Raw genomic sequence first — 15,163 nt, 5'->3', positions numbered from 1 at the left:
CGTGTCTCCTGGACATCCAGGGTCATGCGGGCGCCTGCTCCGCGCCCTTCGGAGCGGTCGGGGAGCCGGGGGTGAGCGGCGCGCCGATACGCCGTTCACGGGGCGAGACGGCGGGGACCGCGCCGAGCAGCCGCCGCGTGTACGCGTGCCGGGGACGGTGGGTGACCTGGTCCGCGCTGCCGCGCTCCACGACCGTGCCACGCAGCAGCACATCGACTTCGTCGCTGATCCGGCGGACCACGTCCAGATCATGTGTGATGAACAAGTAGGCCAGGCCGCGGCGCTGTTGGAGGTCCAGCAGCAGATTGAGGATCTGCGCCTGGACGGAGACGTCGAGCGCCGACGTGGGCTCGTCACAGATGACCAGGTCGGGGTCGGTGGCCAGGGCCCGTGCGATGCAGACGCGTTGTCGCTGTCCTCCGGAGAACCGGTGCGGGTAGGCGTCGGGCTCGACGCCCTCCATACCGACGGCGTCGAGCAGTTCGCGGACGCGGTCCCGTTCGTCGTGCCGGTGCAGCCGCTGGGCGCGCAGCGGCTCCGCGACGGCGTCGCCGATCGTCAGCCGTGGATCCAGCGACTCGTAGGGGTCCTGGAAGACCATGCCGACACTGCGGTGGAACGCCCGCCTGGCCCGACGGCCGCGGACCGTATCGCCGCGGAAGCGTACGGTGCCGCTGTCGGCGCGCTCCAGACCGACGAGGACCCGCGCGAGGGTGGACTTGCCCGAGCCGGACTCGCCCACGATGCTGACCGTACGGCCCGCCTCGATCCGCAGGTCCACCGCGTCGAGCGCGGTGTATCGGCCGTAGCGCTTGGTGATGCCGGTCGCCTCCAGCAGGGGCGCCGCTCCGGTGCCGGCGCTCTCGGCCTCCCTCACCGGACGTCCCGCCGTGTTCATCGGACCTCCTCCAGACGGTGGCAGGCCGCGATGTGGTCCGCCGACAGCCGCAGCGGCTCGGGGAGATCGGTGCCGCAGCGGACATCGGCGTGCGGGCACCGGGTGTGGAAGGGACAGCCCGCGGGAGGACCGCCGATGGGCGGGCTCCCGGAGATCGTGGTGAACGGCTCCTTGGGCCCGGCGCCGCGACCGCTCCGGAAGCACTTGAGCAGGGCCTGGGTGTACGGGTGCCTGGCGCCCTCGAAGAGGGTGAGCACATCGGTGTGCTCGACCAGCCGGCCGCCGTAGAGCACCGCGACATGGTCGGCGATCTCCGCGACGACCGACATGTCGTGGGTGATCCAGACGACGGTGAGTCCGTACTCCTGCTGGAGCCGGCTGATCAGCCCGAGGATCTCGGCCTGCACCGTCACATCCAGCGCGGTGGTCGGCTCGTCGGCGATCAGCAGCCGGGGATGGAAGGCCAGCGCCATCGCGATGATCACGCGCTGGCGCATGCCGCCGGAGAGCGCGTGGGGATAGAGCCGGGCGACGCGATCGGGGTCCGGGATACCGACATCGGAGAGGGCCTCACGGGCCAGCCGGCCGGACTCCGACCTGCCGGCGCCGTTGCGCACCCGGTGGACCTCCGCGATCTGTTTTCCCACGCGGATCACGGGGTTGAGGGCCGCGGAGGCGTCCTGCGCGAGATAGGCCGCGGTGCGGCCCCGCGCCTCGCGAAGGGCCGTGCCGTCGAGCGCCGTCAGCTCCACGTCCCCGACCCGGACGGACCCGGCGGTGATCCGCGCGCCCGCCGGGAGGATCCGGCCCGCGGCGAGGGCGAGCGTGGACTTGCCGGAACCGGACTCGCCCACGAGGGCCGTGGTGCTGCCGGCCGGTACGTGGAGCGTGACGTCCCGCAGGGCGGGAAAGTCGCCGTAGGCGACGCTGAGGCCGTCGATCGCGACGTCACTGCCGAGACGGCGCACGGTGGGTGTCTCCGGAGCGGGGGTCATGGTGTCTCCGATGCGGCACGGGGGTCGATGGCGGTCCTGATCAGGTCCACCAGCAGATTCGCCGTCACGACGAGGGACGCGGCGACGATCACCGTGCCGGTGAGCAGCGGACGGTCGAGGGCGGCGAACGCCGACGTCTGCAGCTGGCCGATGCCGGGCCAGCCGAAGATCGTCTCGACGAAGACGACGCCGGAGAGGAACACCGCCACGTCCATGCCGAGCAGGGTCGTCACCGGCGACGCCGTATTGCGCAGCACATGCCGGGTGACGATCCGGCGGCGGCTCAGGCCCTTGGCGACCGCCGTCCGCACATAGGCCGAGGACAGGGCCTCGCGCACACTGTCCCGGACGACGTTCGCGTAGTAGGGGGCGCCGAGGATCCCGAGCGTCATCGCCGGGAGCACGATCTGTGCCGGGCCGGTTCCGCCGTCGATCGGGAAGACCGGCAGCTGGTATCCGAAGAAGAGCAGCAGCAGGAAGCCGAGCGAGAACACGGGCATCGACAGCAGGCCCACGTTGATCGTCGCCAGCAGCCAGCTGCGCCTGGGCCGCAGCGCCTCCCACAGTCCCCACAGCCCGCCGAGGACCAGCTCCGTGGTGAGGGCGGCCGCCGCGAGGACGGCGGTGGCCGGCAGCCGTTCGAGGATCAGCGAGAGCACGGGACGGTCGTGGGAGTAGGAGGTGCCCAGGTCTCCGGTGGCCACGGAGCCCAGATAGTGGCCGAGCTGCGACCAGAGCGGGTCGTCCAGGCGCAGCCTCCCGCGGATCTCGGCGAGGACCTCGGGACTGGCCTTGGGACCGGCGATGCTGCGGGCCGGGTCGCCGGGGACGACGTACTGAAGGACGAAGGTGAGCAGGACCACCGCGGTGACGGTGAACAGGCCCAGCAGGATGCGTATGCCTATGCGTCGAGCCATGAGCGTCGCTCCGAGAGTGGGTTGCGGCGGTTCAGCCCTTCGGCGATCAGAACGAACGCCAGGACGGTCGCGATGACGAGGGCGAGGGGAACGAACAGGGTGTGCGGGGCGTAGGTCATGCTGTCGGAACCGTCCGCGAGCATGTTGCCGATCTCCGGGGTCGGCGGCTGGATCCCCGCCCCGAGGTACGACAGTCCGGCGCCGACCACCACGACGGCCGCGCCGTTGAGCGCCGCGACGTTGAGCAGGACGGTGGACAGATGGGGCAGCACATGGCGGCGCAGCGCGGTGTGGCGGCGCACACCGTGCGCGAGGGCCGCCTCGACGTACCCGCGGTTGCGCAGCCGCAGCGTCTCACCGTGCACCAGCCGCGCGGTCCAGGCCCAGTACAGGGCGGTGACGACGATGATGATGCCGGTGGTGCCGCGGCCCACGATGCTCGCGAGCGCGAGTCCCGACAGCACGGTGGGGATGGACAGGAACACATCGACCAGACGCATCAGGCACTGTTCGAGCCAGCCCTGGTAGAAACCGGCGACGAGCCCCACCGCGGCGCCCAGGCCGACGGAGGTGATGTTGGCGACGAGTGCGATGACCAGCGTGGCCCGCAGCCCGTGGAGCGAACGGGCGAGCAGGTCACGGCCGATGGCGTCGGTCCCGAGCGGGTGGCCGTCCGCGCCGATCCCGGCGGGCAGGCCGTTGGCGGTGAGGCTGTCGGTGTGGATCGTGTACGGCGATCCGGCCAGGGGGGCCAGCAGAGCCAGCAGGCCCAGCACACCGAGCAGGCAGAGCCCGGCGAGCCACAGACGGCTCCCCCTGTCCCGCGCGGACCGGGACCCCGCGGTGGCCGGCCCGGGGAGACCGTTCCCCGGGGTGGACTTCGCCGCGGTGGAGGCGGACGTCCGCGTGGTGACGGGAAGGGCGCTCATCGTTTCACCCACAACCGGTCGTAGTACGTGCCGGTTTCTCCGCGCATCTGGTAGTTGCGGATCCCCGGCGCGCGTGCGGCGAGGAAGTTCATGCTGCCGATGAAGATCCCGGCGGCGTCCCGGACGAGTTCCTCCTCGGTCTCCGCGAGGAGCGAGTTGGCCGCTTCGGCGGTGGGCGTCTTCCGGGCCCTGGCCGTCAGGGCGTCCACACGCGCGTTCGCGTACCCGGAGTAGTTCTGGGCGGCGGACGAGGTGAAGCAGGACGAGGCGGTTTCGAGGGCGCTGTCCAGCGTGACGTACAGGTGGGAGCCGTAGAGGTCGCCCTCGCCCTTCGACGTGGCCAGCTCGAACGCGGACTGGCTCATGGCGTTCAGGCTGATCTCCACCCCCACCGCCTTGAGCTGCTGCTGGAGGACCTGGCCCAGCAGCGGCCAGGGATCCTGGGTGCCGTGCAGGAAGTCCAGGCGGAGGCGGCGCACCCCCGCCTGTTCGAGGAGGCCGCGGGCCCGCCCGGGATCGTGGGTGTACGGCTTCGCCGTGCGCCGGTACCGGCTGAGCTGCTTGGGGAAGGGGCATCCCCATGGATCCGACAGGCCGAAGGACAGACGCATGAGCTGTTCCCGGTCGACCGCCCAGTTCAGGGCCTGCCGTACCCGTGGGTCGCGGAGTTCCGCGCGCTTGTTGTTCGCCGAGATCCACTGACTGCCGCGCACCGGGACGGTCTGTACGTACCGCTCGCGCATGGACGGGTCGGCGGTGAACTTGGCGGCCTGGCTGGCCACCAGTCCTTCACCGAGCACATCCACCCTGCCCCCGCTCAGCTGGAGCGTCTGAAGGGGATAGTCGATGCCCCAGCGGTATTCCAGGGTGTCGATGAGCGGGGTGCCGCGCCAGAAGTACCGGTCGAACGCCGTGAAGACGGCCCGCCGGCCCTTGCTGTCGTACCGGGCGATACGGAACGGGCCGTTGCCGACCGGGGTACGGCCGAAGTCCGGGCCGAGCCTGCGGATCTCCTCCTGGGGCAGGGCGGCGGTGTAGGGCATGCACAGCACCGCGAGCAGGAGGACGTCCGGCTCGGTGAGCTGGATCCGCAGCGTGTGCGCGTCCAGCGCCCGCAGCCCGCTGACCTTCGCCGCCTTTTGCTGGTTGACCGCCTCGGCCCCCTCGATCCCGAGGAGATAGCCGGACGCCCAGGACGCCAGTTCGGGATCCAGCAGACGCGTCCACGTATAGACGTAGTCCTGGGCGGTCACCGGCCGGCCGTTGTGGAATCGCACGTCCCGCCGCAGGGGGACGGTGTACACCCTCCGGTCCGCGGATATCCGGGGCATGGCCGCCGCGGCGTGCGGGGCGGGTCCGTCGTACTGACGCGCGTACTGGTACAGCGGGGCGTACAGCACCGTCGAGATCGCTTCCCAGCTGTGCAGATCCCAGCCGATCGCCGGGTCGTAGGACTGCGCCTCGTTCGACCACGCCGTGATCACCCGGCCCGTGCGCCGCGCGCCGACGGGGTCGCCCGGCCCCGGCGCCCATTCCACGACATCGGCCGCGGGTCCCAGCCGGGAGCGCGGCGGACCGGCGTCACAGCCGCTCAGCAGCGCGCCGGCGGCTCCCGCGGCCCCTGTGGCCAGAACCTGACGTCGGGTCGGTTTATGGTGTGGTCCGGCCATGAGAGTCCTCTCCTGAAGCTGCCGCTGCGCGGAATGACCGGACGGCGGGGCAAGTCCTGGCCTCGGATGTGAGGTATGGCGTTTCACCTGCGGGCACGCCATCGGGAGTATGGGGATGCGCGGGGGCCGGGGACGGTCCTCCCCGGGCGGTGGTGTGATCCGGATGGCACCGCGCCCGGCGGCGTCCGGGCCCATCCCACCTCATCCGGGGCCGTTCTGTCACCATTGGATTGTTTTCGTTTCCATATATTCGAGGAGGCCGTGTACGCCCAGTTCCCGGCCGATTCCGGATTGTTTGTATCCGCCGGTGGGGGCGAGGACGTTGAACTCGCCGTTGTTCACGGTGACGAGCCCGGCCCGGATCCGCCGGGCGATCCGCTCCGCGCGGAGCGGATCGGCACACCACACCGCTCCCGCGAGTCCGTAGATCGAGTCGTTGGCGATCCGGACGGCCTCCTGCTCGTCCCGGTAGCGCATGAGGCACACCACCGGGCCGAAGATCTCTTCCCTGGCGATCGTCATGTCGCCGGTGACGTCGGCGAAGACCGTGGGGAGGACCCAGTGGCCCGCGTCCAGGCCGTCGGGAATCCGGTCCCGCGGAGCGCTGCCGCCGGCGACCAGACGGGCGCCCTCCGCCACCCCCCGCTCGATATGGGACAGCACACTGGCGTACTGCCTGGCCGTGGCGACGGGACCGAGGTGGTCCCCGGCCGCGGCCGGATCGCCGAGCCGCCGGCGGCCGGCCTCCGCCGCGGCGAGCGCGACCGCCTCGTCGTACACCGCGTCGGGCAGCAGTACGCGGGTGCACGCGGTGCACGTCTGCCCGGAGTTGAAGAAGGCGTCGGCGAGCGCCACCCGTATGGCCCGGTCCAGATCCTTGACCGTCCGGCCGTCCCGCTCGTCGGCGAGGATCACCCGGGCGGACTTCCCGCCCAGCTCCAGACCCACCCGCTTGACGGTTTTGGCGGCGGCCGCCGCGACGGAGCGGCCCGCCGCGGTGGAGCCGGTGAACGAGACCGCGTCGACGTCGGGATGGGAGGCGAGGGCATCGCCGACCACCGCGCCCGAGCCCGTGATGAGGTTGAACACCCCGCCGGGCGCGCCGACGGCGGGGCACGCGTCGGCGAAGACCTCGGCCAGCAGGAAGGCGTTCAGCGGGGCGTCGCAGCTCGGCTTGAGGACGACCGTGCAGCCCGCGGCCAGCGCCGCCGCGACCTTGGCCGCGGCGAGGTAGAGGGGGTAGTTCCACGGTGTGATGGCGGCGACGACGCCCACCGGTTCCCGTACGACCTGGGAGGACCCGATGCGTTCCTCCCACGTGTGGCCGGCCAGGATGTCGGCGTAGGAACGGAACACCTCGGCCGCGAGACGCGTCTGCGCGTGGAGGGCGTTGTCGAGCGGGGCGCCCATCTCCGCGCCGATCACCTCGGCGAAGTCCGCCTCGCGTTCCCGGATTCCTGTCGCGACCGCGGTGAGCAGCGCCCGGCGGGTGGCGACATCCGCCGCCGCCCAGGCCGGGAACGCGGCGCGGGCCGCGGCCACCGCGCGGGACACATCCTCCGGCGTCCCGTCCGGCACCTGGCCCACCGCGCCGCGGCCGGTGGGATCGGTCACGACGGTGTACGGGCCGCCGGGCCCGCCGCAGGGAGCCTGCCACGCGCCGCCTATCCGGAAGTGCGCGCGTTCCGTATCGAGGCGGCTTCTGGTGGTGTGGGTGACCGGATGACCCATGGTCGTGCTCCTCAAGGGCGACTGGGGATTCGGTGGACGGCGCGACGGGGCGGCGGGGGGAGCCGTGCCTGGCTGGTTCCGAACGGTAGGTCGCTACTGATTCGAGAGTCAATAGAGGTCGCGTAATTGCTGACTCTCGAATCAATATCCGGCCGTGCGTTTCGCCGCCCGGGTGGGCTTGGCCTGGGTGAGCGCGTCCCGGGCATGCGCCGAGGGACGTGGTGGCGACGGACGTGACCGCGAGCGGAAACGGGAAGCGGAAACAGGAAGCGGGGCGGAAAGGTGAACGGAGGCGCAGGGGCTGGGTATTGGTCTAGGCCAAGCCGTCCTGTCCCTGTATCCTCATCCGTAGCCAGTAGCACACAATCCCCCCACCCAGGTTGCGTGCTGGCACGGGCGACGCCCCTGACAACTGCCCAAAGCAGCCGGGTTCCCCCCATTCGCCGACCAGGAGGGTCACGGTGAAAATCCGCACCAGAAGCTCGGCGGTCATCGGCTCCATCTGCCTCGTCGCTTCCCTCGCCTTCACCACGGCGTCCGCCGACGAGCCCGCGGCCCCGCGTCAGGCGGCGGCCGAAGTGGCGCTCACGAAAGTGGCCACAGCCCAGAATCCCATCGCCGGCGCCGCCGGGCCCGGTGGCACGGTCTGGATAGCCGAACGCGCGGGCACCGTAAGGGTCCTGGGCGATCAGGGGCTCGGCGCCCCCGTCCTCGACATATCGGGCGAGACCACCACCGACGGCGAACGCGGCCTGCTGGGCATCGCGTTCGACAAGAAGTTCGCGCACTTCTACATCTCGTTCACCGACCTCGAAGGCACCAGCACCGTGGACGAGTTCGCCGTACGGCGCGGCAAGCTCCAGCCGAACACCCGGCGCACGGTCCTCACCCAGACGCAGCCGTACGCCAACCACAACGGCGGCGACATCAAGTTCGGCCCCGACGGCTATCTCTACATCGCGTTCGGCGACGGCGGTTCGGGCGGCGATCCGCACGGCAACGGGCAGAAGCTCGACACGCTGCTCGGCAAGCTCCTGCGGATCGACCCGCGCGGCGGCGAGCCGTACGCGATCCCGGCGGACAACCCGTTCGTGGACGACCCGAACGCCAAGGGCGAGATCTGGGCGTACGGGCTGCGCAACCCGTGGCGGTTCTCCTTCGACGCGGACAAGGGCGACCTGCTGATCGCCGACGTCGGCCAGAGCGCCTGGGAGGAGATCGACTGGGCCCCGGCGGACAGCGAGGGCGGCGAGAACTACGGCTGGTCCTCGATGGAGGGCAACCACCCCTTCCGGGGCGGGACGGAGCCCGCGAACCACGTGCCGCCGATCCACGAGTACGACCGTAACGGGCTGGGCTGCTCGGTGACCGGCGGTTACGTCTACCGGGGCGACGCGATCCCGGAGCTCAAGGGACAGTATCTGTTCGCCGACTACTGCGACGGCACGGTCCGCGCTCTGCGGATGGAGAACGGCAAGGTGACCGGCGAGAGCGACCTCGGAGTCAACGGCGGCGAGACCATCTCGTTCGTGCAGGACGGCGACGGCGAGCTGTATGTGCTCGGCATCGGCGGCAGCATCTCCCGTATCGACCCGGCGTAACCAACGAGCCCGGTTCGACGGGGCGGCGGATTGCCGGCCCATCGCCCCGGCGGATGAAACACAGCAGGTCAGGCCCGGTGCTGAGAAATCAGCACCGGGCCTGATGTGGTGTACGCCCCCGACAGCGCACCACGGAACGTGACCACGCGGCCCCGGCCGGTACGGTGCGTCGCCGACCGTCTCGGGAGACCATGGAAGCACCGGAAGGGCACGGGGATCATTCCGGCGCCGCGGCTCCGGGGCCCGCGCCGGAAGCGCCCCGCACCGGCGGGTGGAAGGAGCGACCGGGATGGGTGGGACGGGACCCCGCGACGCCGGTGGCGCCGGCGACTTCTCCGGCCCTTTCCCGGAGTGGCCGAGCGGGGTGCTGGACGCCCTCGGTGTCGCGGTGGTGGCGCTCGGCAGAGCCGGGCGGATCATCCTCTGGGGCGCACGGGCCGAGGAGCTCTTCGGCTACTCCGCGCGGGAAGCGCTGGGACGGCACGCGGCACGGCTGCTGGCCGACGACCGGTGCGCGGACCTGGTGGCCGGCCGCGATCACAGCGGCGGCCCAGGCACGCCGGCGCCTGGCCCTGAGCGCCGAGGGCTCCGCCCGTATCGGAACCACGCTGGACATCACACAGACGGCCCGGGAGCCGGCCGATGTCCTGGTGCCCGGACTCAGCGACATCGCGGTGGTGGACGTACTCGACTCCACCCCGGGCCATCGCCGGCCCGCGGCACTCGACAGCGGCCCGGTGGTCGTGCGCCCCCTCGCGGTGAAGGCCGCCTGCCCCACAGAGGTGGCACCCGCCGTCGGCACCGCCGACGAGCTGGTCCGCTACGACGCCGACCGGCTGGTCACCCAGTGCCTGCGGACCGGTCACCCGGTCATGGTGGCGCACGTGGACGAAGGAGATCTGGCGCGCATCGCCCGTGACGCCGGAGCGGCCGCTGCCTGGCCGGGAGCGGCATCCAGTCATATCTCGCGATTCCGCTGACCGCCCAGGGCGAGCCATCGGGAGTGCTGAGCCTGACGCGCGGTCCCAACGCGCTCCCGTTCACGGCGGACGACTCGATCCTGGCCGGTGACCTGGCGGGCCGGACCGCGGTGTCCCTCGACAACGCGCGCCTGTACGAGAGCGTCCGCGACACGGCGGTGACACTCCAGCGCAGCCTGTTGCCGCGGCCGGCGCCGCCCGAGAGCCTGGAGGTGGCCACGCGCTGCCAACCCGCGGTGGCCGCCAACGAGGTGGGCGGCGACTGGTTCGATGTCATCCCCCTCGCGGAGGACAGGACCGCGCTCGTGGTGGGCGATGTGATGGGCAGCGGCATCGCCGCGGCAGCCGCGATGGGGCGCCCGCGCACCGCCACCGCCACGCCGGCCGACCTCGGCCTCCCGCCCTCCGAGGTGCTGCGACACCTCGACAAGATCACCGGTGCCTTCGCCAGGACGGGAAGGGCCTCGCCGAGCCGGTCGAAGTAGGAGGCGACGAGCAGTTTCGGCCGGTCGGCCGCACCGCCGAGGTCGCGGTACGCACGGGCGGCGGCGTTCAGCTCGGCGGGCGTGCGGTCCTGGGCCAGGGCGGGCTCGTCGAGCTGGACCCACTCGGCGCCGGCGGCGCGCAGTGCGGCGAGCACCTCGGCGTAGACGGGCAGCAGCCGGTCCAGGAGGGTGAGTGGTTCGAAATCGGCGGCCACCCCCGGGGCCGGCTTGGCCAGCAGGAGATACGTGACCGGGCCGACCAGCACCGGGCGGGCGGCCAGTCCCAGCGCGAGGGCTTCCCCCAGCTCGGCGACCTGCTTGGCGGAGTCGGCCGCGAAGACCGTGTCCGGCCCCAACTCGGGGACCAGATAGTGGTAGTTGGTGTCGAACCACTTGGTCATCTCAAGGGGGGCCACGTCCTGGTTGCCGCGCGCCATCGCGAAGTAGCCGTCGAGCGCGCCTGCTTCGACGGCCGCGCGGTGCCGCTGGGGGACGGCGCCGACCATGACACTGGTGTCCAGGACGTGGTCGTAGTACGAGAAGTCACCTGTCGGCACCTCGCTGATGCCGGCGTCGGCCAACTGCCGCCAGTGCGAACGGCGCAGGTCCTTGGCCGTCTCCTGGAGGGCGTCGGCGGTGACGCGGCCCTTCCAGTAGCCCTCGATGGCCTTCTTCAGTTCACGGTTCCGGCCCTGGCGGGGGTAGCCGCACACGGTGGCCCGTGCTGCCGCGGACTTCGCTGTCACGGAAATCTCCTTCGCGAGAAGATTCCTGAACTCCCGGAGACGGGACGCGAACGCGAAGGGGTGACGAACCGGACGGACCCGGCGCGCGCGTCGGCGCGGCCTTCCGTCTGGTGATGTACGCCGACCCGCCCACGAGGTCACCGGGATATCCGCACGCGATCGGTCACGTACGGGCAACGGGCAGGTCTTCGGACTCGCGGGCACGTCTGCCGGGGCAGATTCCTACTGGCCGTCGCTTCCCAGATCCACGGTCGGATCCAGTGCGTATGACGGCGGTCGTTCCCGCTCACCGCTGCGGGGCAGTCCCGGATTCCCACCGGGTTCCCTCTTACGACGCGCCTGCCTGGCGGACAGGGCGAACCAGCTGCACGGTCCACCCTGGAGGGCGGACCGTTTCTCGCGCACCACCGCTCACATTCCGGAACGTGACGTGGGACGCGGGATCCGCGTCGCCAGGGGCCGGTCCTCAGGGACGGCTGGTGAGGTAGCCGCCCATGGAGGTGAAGTACTCGGTCGCGGGCAGCTCGCGGCCGTCCTCCGTCCGTACGCGGGTGATGGCCAGGCCGTGGTTCCGTCCGGTGCGGGCGTCCGCGCCGGCGACGATCACCACGCCCTCGCCCTCGCGGTAGAAGACGCGGCCGGGCGTGCCTCCGTAGCGGCCCTCCGAAACGACCGCGGTCAGCACCTCCAGACGCTTGCCCCTGTGGAAGGTGAAGGCGCTCGGGTACGGCGCGGACTGGGCGCGGACCAGCCGCTCCAGGACGTCGGCCGGCCAGTCCCAGTTGATCCGGATGTCCTCCTCGGCCCGCTTGTGGAAGAAGGTGGCCCGGGAGCGGTCCTGCTGGGTGAACTCGGTCTGCCCGGAGGCGATCCGGTCCAGGGCGCCGACCGTCACGGGGGCGATGAGGCCGACCGTCTTGTGGAACAGGTCGGTGGCGGTGTCGGTGGGCTCCACCGGCACCGCGCGCTGGTCCACGATGTCGCCCGCGTCGAGCACCTCGTCCATCATGTGGGCCGTGACGCCGACTTCGGTCTCCCCGTTGATGAGGGCCCAGATCAGCGGCGAGAAGCCGGCGTACTTCGGCAGGAGCGAGTCGTGGATGTTCAGTGTGCCGAAGCGGGGAAGGCCGTAGATCCGCGGCGGGATCCATGTGCGCCAGTTGTTGGCCACGATGATGTCCGGGCCGGCTTCCTTGAGCCGCTGGAACAGCTCCTCGTCGTCCGGCCTGTTGCGGATGATGACGGGGACGCCGTGCTCCTCGGCCAGGTCGGCGACCGAGTCGCTCCAGATCTTCTCGTAGGCGTGCTCGCTCTTGGGATGCGTCACGACCGTCACCACGTCGTGCTCGGAGTCCAGGAGTGCTCGCAGCGTGCGATGTCCCCAGGTCTGGTAACCGAACATGACGACCCGCATGGGGTTCCTCCTCAGAAGAGCGAATGATCGCAGTAAGTAAAGCAAGCCTTACCTAAGGATGCAACGGGCGCCGTTTCCAGGCCCGTTCGACGCCGAGGTGGGCCGCTTGCCCGATTCGTCCGGTCGACAGGTCGAGCTAGGTCAGGTTAGCTTTACCTAAGTTCGACTGGCCGGTGTCCTCGGCGGGCTCGGCGTCTTCGTTTCTTCTCACCCACGCCTGACAGGCGGCTGTCCCGCACGATGGGAGTGACATGTCACAGGTTCTTCCTGGCGACGCACCTCTGATCCACGACCTCATAGGAATCGGCTTCGGGCCGTCCAATGTGGCCATGGCGATCGCGCTCAGCGAGCACAACGCGAGCGTCGGCAGGCAGGAGGCGGTCACTGCTCACTTCTTCGAGAGCCAGCCGAGCTTCGGCTGGCACCGCGGCATGCTGATCGACGACGCGACGATGCAGGTGTCCTTCCTCAAGGACCTGGTGACGCTGCGCAACCCGTCCAGCGAGTACACGTTCCTGCGGTACCTGCAGAGCAAGGGCCGGCTGATCGACTTCGTCAACCACAAGAACCTCTTCCCGCTCCGCGTCGAGTTCCACGACTACTTCGAGTGGGCCGCGGCGAAGGTCGACGACATGGTCTCCTACGGCCATGAGGTCGTCGCCGTCGCCCCCGTCATACGCGACGGAGTCGTGGAGTACCTCGATGTGACGGCCCGTTCGGGCACGGAGACGGTCGTCCACCGTGCCCGCAACCTCGTCATCGGCACGGGGCTGCGCCCCCTCCTGCCGGAGGGGATCGAGCGGACCGAGCGGGTCTGGCACAACTCCGACCTCCTCGCGAAGGTGGACGGCCTGGAGGGCGCGGACCCCACGCGCTTCATCGTGGTCGGCGCCGGCCAGAGCGCCGCGGAGAACGTGGCGTATCTGCACCGCCGCTTCCCGGGCGCCGAGGTCTGCGCGGTCTTCTCCCGCTACGGCTACAGCCCCGCCGACGACAGCAGTTTCGCCAACCGCATCTTCGATCCCGAGGCGGTCGACGAGTACTTCACGGCCCCCGACGACATCAAGCGCCGGCTGATGGACTACCACGGCAACACCAACTACTCCGTCGTGGACATCGATCTGATCGACGACCTGTACCGGCAGGCGTACCAGGAGAAGGTCCTGGGCACCGAGCGGCTGCGGTTCCTCAACATCTCGCGGCTGACCGCCGTCGAGGAGGCCGGGGACCAGGTGCGCGCCACCGTCACCTCCCTGGTCAACGGCGAGGAAGAGGTGCTGGACGCCGACGTCGTGGTCCTCGCCACCGGCTACAGCCAGGCCGACCCCCTCGGCCTCCTCGGCGGCGTCGCGGACAGCTGCCACCGCGACGACCAGGGCCGTGTCCGCGTCGAGCGGGACTACCGCGTCACGACGGACCCCGAACTGCGCTGCGGCATCTACCTCCAGGGCGGTACCGAGCACACGCACGGCATCACGTCGTCCCTGCTCTCCAACACCGCGATCAGGGTCGGCGAGATCCTGGACTCGATCCTCGACCGTGGCCAGGAGCCCGCGCGGGGCGAGTCCCGGCCGGTCGCCGACGGCATCGGCTCCGTCCGCTGAGGACTCCTTCGTCCCCGGCATCCCTCCCTGGCAGAACCCCCCGGCCCCGGCAGAACTCCCCGGCCCCACCGCCACGCTCGCCTTCCTGCGCCGTCGTACGCGACGGGCGTGGCACGCACCGTGCAATCCCCGTGAAAGGAACAACCGTGTCCACTGGTACGCGCCCCCGTCCGACGCGTCGCGTCAGCTACCTCCCCCGTGTGGCGGTCGCCATCGTCGCCGCACTCGCTCTGTCCGCCTGTGGGGGCGGTACCGACACGGCCGAGTCGAAGCCCTCGGACGCGGCGGGCGGCTCGTCGGCCGCCTTCCCGGTGACCGTGGAGCACAAGTACGGCAGCACGACGGTCGAGTCGGAGCCCAAGAGGGTGGTCACCCTGGGCCTGTCGGACCAGGACGCGGTTCTGGCGCTCGGCGTCAAGCCCGTCGGGGCGGTCGACTGGTTCAAGGAGCAGCCGTACGGCAAGTGGCCCTGGACGAAGGACAAGTGGGGGTCCACGAAGCCGGAGATCGTCGGCGAGCGTGACGAGTACAACATCGAGAAGATCGCGGCGCTGAAGCCGGACCTGGTCATCGCGCAGTACTCGGGGATGAAGAAGGAGCAGTACGACACGCTCTCGAAGTTCACCAAGGTCGTCGCCCAGCCCAAGGGCCTGCCCGACTACGGGGCGTCCTGGCAGGTGATGACCCGGCAGATCGGCAAGTCCCTCGGCAAGGAAGCCGCGAGCGAGAAGCTGATCGCCGGCATCGACGCGCGCTTCAAGGCCGTGCGCGAGAAGAACCCCGGATTCGCCCAGCAGACCCTCGCCGTCGCCGACAGCTTCGAGGCGGGCAAGTACTCGGGCTTCACGAAGACCGACCCGAAGTCCATCTTCTTCTCCGAGCTCGGCTTCAAGCTCAAGCCCGAGCTGGACACCCTGGCGAAGCCGGGCTGGAACGTGGCCGAACTGAGCGCCGAGAAGCTGAACGTGCTCGACGTCGACCGTCTCGTCTGGGTCACCTCCAGCACGGAGGCCAACGACCGCATCAAGGCCGAGCCGCTCTACCGGAAGCTGAAGGTCCACCAGGAGAAGCGCGACCTCTTCGTGCCCTACCAGGACCCGGACATCGGCGCGGCCTTCTCCTTCAACACCGTCCTCTCGATCCCGTACGCCATCGACGAGGTCGAGCCGCTGATCGCGGCCATCAAGTAGGCG

The 15,163-nt window shown here is 70.5% G+C and carries 12 protein-coding genes, 1 pseudogene and 1 riboswitch; of the genes and pseudogenes, 5 read left to right on the top strand and 8 right to left on the bottom strand.

Going from position 1 to position 15,163, the window contains the following annotated elements; all coding sequences use genetic code 11:
- Window positions 1-22: 22 nt before the first annotated feature.
- The 6 genes from ACZ7LS_RS21445 to ACZ7LS_RS21420 form a co-directional block, all read right to left on the bottom strand.
- Window positions 23-898, bottom strand: a complete 876-nt coding sequence (locus tag ACZ7LS_RS21445) for an ABC transporter ATP-binding protein (protein WP_385130332.1) — start codon at window positions 896-898, stop codon at window positions 23-25.
- The gene (locus ACZ7LS_RS21440; RefSeq protein ID WP_385130330.1) at window positions 895-1,893 is read right to left on the bottom strand and encodes an ABC transporter ATP-binding protein; all 999 of its coding nucleotides are present in this window, start codon (window positions 1,891-1,893) and stop codon (window positions 895-897) included. The genes ACZ7LS_RS21445 and ACZ7LS_RS21440 overlap by 4 nt, the downstream gene beginning before the upstream one ends.
- Window positions 1,890-2,810 carry an ABC transporter permease gene (locus tag ACZ7LS_RS21435; RefSeq protein ID WP_382519536.1) on the bottom strand — a complete coding sequence of 307 codons (921 nt, stop codon included), beginning with the start codon at window positions 2,808-2,810 and terminating at the stop codon, window positions 1,890-1,892. Before ACZ7LS_RS21435 ends, ACZ7LS_RS21440 begins: the two co-directional genes overlap by 4 nt.
- Window positions 2,795-3,739 (bottom strand): ABC transporter permease, encoded by a 945-nt coding sequence (locus tag ACZ7LS_RS21430; RefSeq protein ID WP_382519534.1) that lies wholly within the window; start codon window positions 3,737-3,739, stop codon window positions 2,795-2,797. Before ACZ7LS_RS21430 ends, ACZ7LS_RS21435 begins: the two co-directional genes overlap by 16 nt.
- On the bottom strand, window positions 3,736-5,409 hold the full coding sequence (locus ACZ7LS_RS21425) for an ABC transporter substrate-binding protein (protein WP_385130325.1): 1,674 nt from the start codon (window positions 5,407-5,409) through the stop codon (window positions 3,736-3,738). The genes ACZ7LS_RS21430 and ACZ7LS_RS21425 overlap by 4 nt, the downstream gene beginning before the upstream one ends.
- 219 nt (window positions 5,410-5,628) lie before the next feature.
- On the bottom strand, window positions 5,629-7,140 hold the full coding sequence (locus ACZ7LS_RS21420) for an aldehyde dehydrogenase family protein (protein WP_382667434.1): 1,512 nt from the start codon (window positions 7,138-7,140) through the stop codon (window positions 5,629-5,631).
- 461 nt (window positions 7,141-7,601) lie between these two features.
- Here ACZ7LS_RS21420 and ACZ7LS_RS21415 point away from each other — a divergent pair, with 461 nt between their 5' ends.
- From ACZ7LS_RS21415 to ACZ7LS_RS21405, 3 genes are all read left to right on the top strand, one after another.
- Complete coding sequence (locus ACZ7LS_RS21415; protein WP_382667431.1) at window positions 7,602-8,741, top strand: PQQ-dependent sugar dehydrogenase; 1,140 nt, start codon at window positions 7,602-7,604, stop codon at window positions 8,739-8,741.
- A 289-nt stretch (window positions 8,742-9,030) separates the two neighbouring features.
- Window positions 9,031-9,660 (top strand): PAS domain S-box protein, encoded by a 630-nt coding sequence (locus ACZ7LS_RS21410; RefSeq protein WP_385130321.1) that lies wholly within the window; start codon window positions 9,031-9,033, stop codon window positions 9,658-9,660.
- Between the two features lie 18 nt (window positions 9,661-9,678).
- On the top strand, window positions 9,679-10,206 hold the full coding sequence (locus tag ACZ7LS_RS21405; RefSeq protein ID WP_385130560.1) for a PP2C family protein-serine/threonine phosphatase: 528 nt from the start codon (window positions 9,679-9,681) through the stop codon (window positions 10,204-10,206).
- On the opposite strand, the pseudogene ACZ7LS_RS21400 reads toward ACZ7LS_RS21405, so the two are convergent.
- Both ACZ7LS_RS21400 and ACZ7LS_RS21395 read right to left on the bottom strand, forming a co-directional pair.
- Window positions 10,155-10,952, bottom strand: a pseudogene (locus tag ACZ7LS_RS21400) (5-methyltetrahydropteroyltriglutamate--homocysteine S-methyltransferase); the annotation flags it as partial. The gene ACZ7LS_RS21405 and the pseudogene ACZ7LS_RS21400 overlap by 52 nt on opposite strands.
- 162 nt (window positions 10,953-11,114) lie before the next feature.
- Window positions 11,115-11,332: riboswitch (cobalamin riboswitch) on the bottom strand.
- An 86-nt stretch (window positions 11,333-11,418) separates the two neighbouring features.
- Window positions 11,419-12,366, bottom strand: coding sequence for a methionyl-tRNA formyltransferase (locus ACZ7LS_RS21395; protein WP_382519526.1), 948 nt, complete (start codon window positions 12,364-12,366; stop codon window positions 11,419-11,421).
- A 251-nt stretch (window positions 12,367-12,617) separates the two neighbouring features.
- Between ACZ7LS_RS21395 and ACZ7LS_RS21390 the strand changes: the two genes are divergently transcribed.
- Window positions 12,618-13,970, top strand: coding sequence for a lysine N(6)-hydroxylase/L-ornithine N(5)-oxygenase family protein (locus tag ACZ7LS_RS21390; RefSeq protein WP_382519524.1), 1,353 nt, complete (start codon window positions 12,618-12,620; stop codon window positions 13,968-13,970).
- A 146-nt stretch (window positions 13,971-14,116) separates the two neighbouring features.
- Window positions 14,117-15,160, top strand: coding sequence for an iron-siderophore ABC transporter substrate-binding protein (locus ACZ7LS_RS21385; RefSeq protein ID WP_385130318.1), 1,044 nt, complete (start codon window positions 14,117-14,119; stop codon window positions 15,158-15,160).
- The last annotated feature ends 3 nt before the right edge of the window (window positions 15,161-15,163 follow it).

It is taken from the genome of Streptomyces sp. NPDC039430 (assembly GCF_055639435.1).
Note: the sequence above shows the minus strand (reverse complement) of the source record. Positions and strands in the feature narration are given on the sequence as shown.

What these genes read in the sequence shown, in the direction of transcription:
- ACZ7LS_RS21445 (WP_385130332.1), bottom strand. Translation starts at nt 898, where the DNA reads ATGAACACGGCGGGACGTCCGGTGAGGGAGGCCGAGAGCGCCGGCACC.
- ACZ7LS_RS21440 (WP_385130330.1), bottom strand. Translation starts at nt 1,893, where the DNA reads ATGACCCCCGCTCCGGAGACACCCACCGTGCGCCGTCTCGGCAGTGAC.
- ACZ7LS_RS21435 (WP_382519536.1), bottom strand. Translation starts at nt 2,810, where the DNA reads ATGGCTCGACGCATAGGCATACGCATCCTGCTGGGCCTGTTCACCGTC.
- ACZ7LS_RS21430 (WP_382519534.1), bottom strand. Translation starts at nt 3,739, where the DNA reads ATGAGCGCCCTTCCCGTCACCACGCGGACGTCCGCCTCCACCGCGGCG.
- ACZ7LS_RS21425 (WP_385130325.1), bottom strand. Translation starts at nt 5,409, where the DNA reads ATGGCCGGACCACACCATAAACCGACCCGACGTCAGGTTCTGGCCACA.
- ACZ7LS_RS21420 (WP_382667434.1), bottom strand. Translation starts at nt 7,140, where the DNA reads ATGGGTCATCCGGTCACCCACACCACCAGAAGCCGCCTCGATACGGAA.
- ACZ7LS_RS21410 (WP_385130321.1), top strand. Translation starts at nt 9,031, where the DNA reads ATGGGTGGGACGGGACCCCGCGACGCCGGTGGCGCCGGCGACTTCTCC.
- ACZ7LS_RS21395 (WP_382519526.1), bottom strand. Translation starts at nt 12,366, where the DNA reads ATGCGGGTCGTCATGTTCGGTTACCAGACCTGGGGACATCGCACGCTG.
- ACZ7LS_RS21390 (WP_382519524.1), top strand. Translation starts at nt 12,618, where the DNA reads ATGTCACAGGTTCTTCCTGGCGACGCACCTCTGATCCACGACCTCATA.